Source organism: Kitasatospora sp. NPDC056181, assembly GCF_042266225.1.
In the GTDB taxonomy this organism is placed as follows: Bacteria; Actinomycetota; Actinomycetes; order Streptomycetales; family Streptomycetaceae; genus Kitasatospora.
On record NZ_JBHJUK010000276.1, the window covers coordinates 1 to 5000 of the forward strand.

The window sequence follows — 5000 nt, forward strand, 5'->3', positions numbered from 1 at the left end:
AACCCCGAACCGATCTCCGGCAACGCCACATTCACCACCGAAAGATCCAACGACACCATCAACTGCACCACCGCCACCGCAGCCAACGTCACCCCGGCACCCACCGAAACCCCACCCGAACCCGAACCATCACCCGAACCCGAACCCGAACCCGACGAGGCAGCCGCAGAACCGGGAGCAGAGCCAGACCCAACTGCCCTCAAGCTCTTTGACGAATCGTCAGCTACACCTCTGGACGAGTCGGCGCCGACTGCCGTCGCGGCACCCCGCCTCCCGTCGGACCATCGGCGGAATCCTGACGACGGTGCAACACCTCTCATGTCTGTGCTTCTTGACTCACCACCATCCCGCGTCACGCTCTCCGGCGTGCCACCGCGGCTTGCCAGGCCCGACGGCCCCGCCGCACCTGAGGGGCCAATTCCCGCTCGCCCCATGGATCCTGACTGTGTTTCAGCCGATTCATTGTTCGTCACTGCGACCCAGCCCCTGCGATCATCGCGCGCCAGTAGAATTTCCGAACAGGTTCTGAAACTAGCATCGGCCCTACCCCCTGTCGAGCAGAAACCCCGACCACCGCCCCGGCCGCGCCACCACTCGCCACACCACCAACAAGCAACCCGGACACCACAATCGACACAACCCACACCGCCACGGACGCACCGACCGGACACCCCCGCCGACACGAAGGCGCCAGCCCGAGAGCACCCCGGGCACCGCCACGGACACACCGACCGGCGACCACGACCCACCGGCGGGCCACCCCTGCCGATGTCACCCCGAACCAGAGCACCCCACCTACGAAAGGCATGATGGAACGATGCCCACCACACCCCGCCGCGTCGGCCGACCCCCCGTCACCTCACGCGCCCAGATCCTCGCCGCCGCCCGCCGGCTCATCGACCGCGACGGCTGGGAAGAACTCACCATCCGCCGCCTGGCCACCGAAACCGGTATCGGCGCCACCACCCTCTACCACCACGTCCGCGACAAGGACGACCTCCTCATCCAACTCATCCACGACTACGCCGAACAGATCCCCCTCCCCGCCCCCCACCCCGACCCCGCCATCCGCATCACCAACGCCGCCGCCGCCATCCACGACACCCTCGCCGCCTGGCCCTTCGCCGCCCAGGCCATCACCACCGACGGCTTCATCACCCGCCTCGGCGACAACGCCCTCACCCTCATCGAAACCATCATCACCGCCGCCACCGAAACCGGACAAACCCCCCAACAAGCCGTCCACACCTTCCGCACCATCTGGTACTACACGGTCGGCGAAATCCTCGTCCGTGTCCGCGCCCACCACACCCACCACAACAACCCCGCCCCCACCCCCAAAGCCTTCCCCAACCTCGACCCCGCCCAGCACCCCTACCTCACCTCCCTCGCCCCCCAATGGCCCACCCTCGCCTGGCAGAACACCTACCACCAGACCCTCCCCGCCCTCGTCAACGCCCTCCTCACCCACCCCACCCCACAGGAGTCGAACGGCGAGGTGCCCCACGAGGGGGATCCCGTACCGAAGTCCACGACCGAAGCAGAAGCAGGGTGAACGGGATCACCTTCCCCGCGTGGCAGGGCGACCACTATGTGACGCCGGCCGAACTGCTCACCCGCCTCGGCAGCTTCGGCCTGGGGCTGCGGTGGCGCGTCGAATGCTCCGAGAAGTGGGACCTCACCGCGGAGTTGGAGCGCCGTTCCGCCGGCGACGGCATGGACGCCCTGACGCTGCTCTCACTGGTAGCCCCTGGCGTCCAGCTGATCGACGCCGAGGCCTCCGGGTTCTCCGAGGGGGGCATGCCGATGGTCGTCCTGACCGAGGTGGACAGCTCGTTCTGGGACGTCAAGGTGGCCGACGAGCAGGTGCTCACCGAACTCCGCCGCCACTACCCGGGCGCTTCAGCGCTCTGAGCGGACACCTCATCCAGCACACACCACCGCACCGAAGCGCTGGGTGACCTGGCGGACACCGGCGCCGGTGGTGGGCGGTCCGGTGGTGCCCGGTTCGGTGGCGGCCGGTTCGGTGGTGGCCGGTCCGGTGGTGGGCGGGCGGGGATCCGGGTGCGCATCGCGGGCTGGGCCCGTCGGGTCACCTCGGAGTCGTTCGGGAGGTTGGCGGAGCCCGTTTCGGGCCGGAGTGCCCCCAACCGTCCGGCGGGGCGGATGCCGGACTGTCGGGGGCAGCGGGGCCTTCCATTGGCAGCGGGGCCTTCCATTGGGGGTGCGGCCCGTTCCCGGGGGGTGATGTCAGCTGCAGGTGACGCCGGCGGACTTCCAGGTGGTCGGGTCGACCATCGTGGTGGGAGCGAAGGCCTCCCTCGGGAAATCCTTGCCGTTCTTGAGCCTGTCGTACATGCTCTGCACGGCCAGGGCGCCGACGTCCTTGCCGTTGATGAACAGCGCGGCCTTCATGCCGGAGGGCTTGTTACCGCTCCAGCTCTTGCAGGCGAGGTAGGCGCCCAGTCCGACGCCGATGACGTCGTCGGCGCCGACGCCCGCGTTCTGCTGGGCGGTGACGCCGCCCAGGACGTTCTCGTCATTGCAGCCCCACACCACCCAGTGCTTGACGCCCACGTTCGCGGTGATCGTCGCGGCGATCTTGTCCTGGGCACCGGTGGGCGTGTTGTCGGTCGCGACGTCGATGTTCCGTACCTGCGCGGCCCCGGCGCTGAACGCCTCCTTGGCGGCCTCCACCCGGTCGCCGCAGACCGTGACGTCCTGCTTCCAGGCCGAGATGATCCGGGTGTCGGCCGCGTTCCAGCCGGCCTTTCTGTACTCCTCGGCGGCGCGCTTGCCGACCTCGGCGCCCATCTGCTTCCCGGAGAAACCGATCCGCGCCACAAGATCGCTGCTGGGTCAGGGCCGGACGCCGTCGACGGCGATCGCCAGATGACGGGGCCCGCGCAGTACGGCGTTCTGGCGGTAGGGCGGAGGGTCCTCCACGAGCCGTGGCCGCTCCAACCGGCGGGCGAGTTCGGCGAGGGCGATCTGGGCCTCCAGCCGGGCGAGCGGTGCGCCGAAGCAGCTGTGGATCCCGCTTCCGAGCCCGAGGTGCTGGACGTCCTTGCGGTCGGGGTCGAACCGGTCCGGATCCTCGAAGCGCTGCGGGTCGCGGTTGCCGGCCGCCAGCACCAGGCAGATCGTGGCGCCCTTGGGAATGGTGACGCCGCGGACCTCGATGTCGGAGATGGGGGTGCGGTTGGGCAGCAGCTGCACGGGGGGCTCGTACCGCAGGAGTTCCTCGACGATCGGCACGGCCAGGCGCGGGTCGTCGCGGAGCCGCTCCAGGACGTCCGGGTGGCGCAGCAGGGTGAGCATGCCGTTGGTGATGAGGTTGACCGTCGTCTCGTGGCCGGCGATGAGCAGCAGGGCGGCGGTGCTGAGCACTTCCATGCTGGTCATGGCGTCGGAGCCGTGGCCGGTGATGAGCTGGGAGAGCATGTCGTCGCCGGGCGACTTGCGGCGGTCCTCGATCAGACCGTTCAGGTACATCCCGAGCTGCATCCGGGCGTCCTGGGCGGCGCGGTCGCGCTCGGCGGCGTCCTGGCCGTGCTGCGGGTCGAGACTGGCGGCGACGGTGTCGGCCCAGCCGTGGAACTTGGCCTCGTCCTCGCGGGGAATGCCGAGGAGCCGGCAGATCACGCTGACCGGGAAGGGGTAGGAGAACCGGTCGACCAGGTCGATGGTGTCACCGTCCAGGCCGTTGATGAGGTCCGTGACGATGGTCCGAAGTTCGCCCTGCATGCCGTCGATGCGCCGGGGCGTGTGGGGAGGTCCGAAGGAGCGGTTGGTGATGCCCCGGAGCCGGTCGTGCTCGGGCGGGTCGAGCTTCAGGAAGGTCGGCGGGAGGACCCCGCCCTCCTCCTCCTTGGTCAGTCCGGTGTCGGGCGCCGTCCGGTTGCGGACGTCGGAGCTGATCCGCGGGTCGTGGAGGAGGTTCATGATGTCGTGGTACGTGCTGATCACGTAGGTGCCGGTCTCGTCCCGGTACGCCGGAGTCCTGCGCAGTTCCGCGTAGAGGGGGTACGGGTCGGCGCGACTGGAGTAGTCGGTGATCTGCTGCAGCAGCGAGACGTTTGTCATGACGAGTCCTTGGGTGCGGCCGTCCATGCGTCACGGCCGGGCGGGGGTGAACGTGAGCCGCTGGTCGGCCGGTGAGTAGCCGCTGACGGTGACCGTCGGGCCGTGCGTGGGCACGGACGGGTCGGGGAACTCGGCCGGGACGGGGCCGCGCCCCTCGGGGCGCCGGTCCAGGGTGGGGAACTCCGGCGGGAACGGCGCGGTCGTCTCGATCAGCCGTTGGTAGAACTCCAGCCAGCGGGCGTGGTCGAAGGTGACCGCGCCGATGACCCGCCCCTGGTACCCGTAGACGGCGGTGAACCGGCGTTCGGCGAGCGACCCCTGGGCGACGAGGATCTCCTCGCCCATGGAGGGCACGCCCACGGATTTGATGTTCACTCCGAACTGGGAGGACCAGAAGGCCGGAACCCACAGGTGGGGGATGCGGTCCGGGCCGGTGCTGATCATGTTGTGCGCGGCGACCTCGGCCTGGGTGACGGCGTTGCCCCAGTGCTCCAGGGACAGGAACTGGTAGCCGAACAGCGGGTGCGGGGCCCGTGCCACGTCCCCGGCCACGAACACGTCGTCGGTGACGATGCCGCGGATGTCGAACGCCCGGCAGCCGGCGTCGCAGGCGATGCCGCGGGGGCCGGCGCCCAGTCCCGAGCCGGCCAGCCACTCGGTGTTGCGGAGGGCGCCGAGCGAGACGACCACCACGTCGGTCTCGATCTCGGCGCCGTCGGACAGCCGGGCCGCCCGTACCCGGCCCGCCGCATCGCCCACCAGAGCCGTGACCATGACGCCGCAGCGCAGGTCGACGCCGTGGTCGAGGTGCATCTGTGTGGCGACCTCGCCGATCACCCCGCCGAGCGCGCCCACCAGAGGGGCGGAGCCGCGTTCGGCGACGGTCACGGGGAGGTGTCGCTCCCGGCAGGCGG

5 protein-coding genes are annotated in these 5000 nt (G+C 69.9%); 2 read left to right on the top strand and 3 right to left on the bottom strand.

Annotated features, from left to right (window positions below; all coding sequences use genetic code 11):
* The first annotated feature begins 817 nt into the window (after positions 1-817).
* Together ACFC1F_RS42540 and ACFC1F_RS42545 are read left to right on the top strand one after the other, a co-directional pair.
* Positions 818-1555 carry a TetR/AcrR family transcriptional regulator gene (locus ACFC1F_RS42540; protein WP_376167099.1) on the top strand — a complete coding sequence of 246 codons (738 nt, stop codon included), beginning with the start codon at positions 818-820 and terminating at the stop codon, positions 1553-1555.
* Positions 1552-1914, top strand: coding sequence for a hypothetical protein (locus ACFC1F_RS42545; RefSeq protein WP_376167101.1), 363 nt, complete (start codon positions 1552-1554; stop codon positions 1912-1914). Before ACFC1F_RS42540 ends, ACFC1F_RS42545 begins: the two co-directional genes overlap by 4 nt.
* Before the next feature lie 336 nt (positions 1915-2250).
* Here the strand turns inward: ACFC1F_RS42545 and ACFC1F_RS42550 are convergent, their stop codons facing one another.
* The 3 genes from ACFC1F_RS42550 to ACFC1F_RS42560 form a co-directional block, all read right to left on the bottom strand.
* The gene (locus ACFC1F_RS42550; RefSeq protein WP_376167103.1) at positions 2251-2844 is read right to left on the bottom strand and encodes a hypothetical protein; all 594 of its coding nucleotides are present in this window, start codon (positions 2842-2844) and stop codon (positions 2251-2253) included.
* A gap of 15 nt (positions 2845-2859) precedes the next feature.
* Complete coding sequence (locus tag ACFC1F_RS42555; protein ID WP_376167105.1) at positions 2860-4086, bottom strand: cytochrome P450; 1227 nt, start codon at positions 4084-4086, stop codon at positions 2860-2862.
* Between the two features lie 30 nt (positions 4087-4116).
* Positions 4117-5000 (bottom strand): FAD-dependent oxidoreductase (locus ACFC1F_RS42560; protein WP_376167107.1); only part of this gene is annotated, 884 nt, incomplete at its 5' end.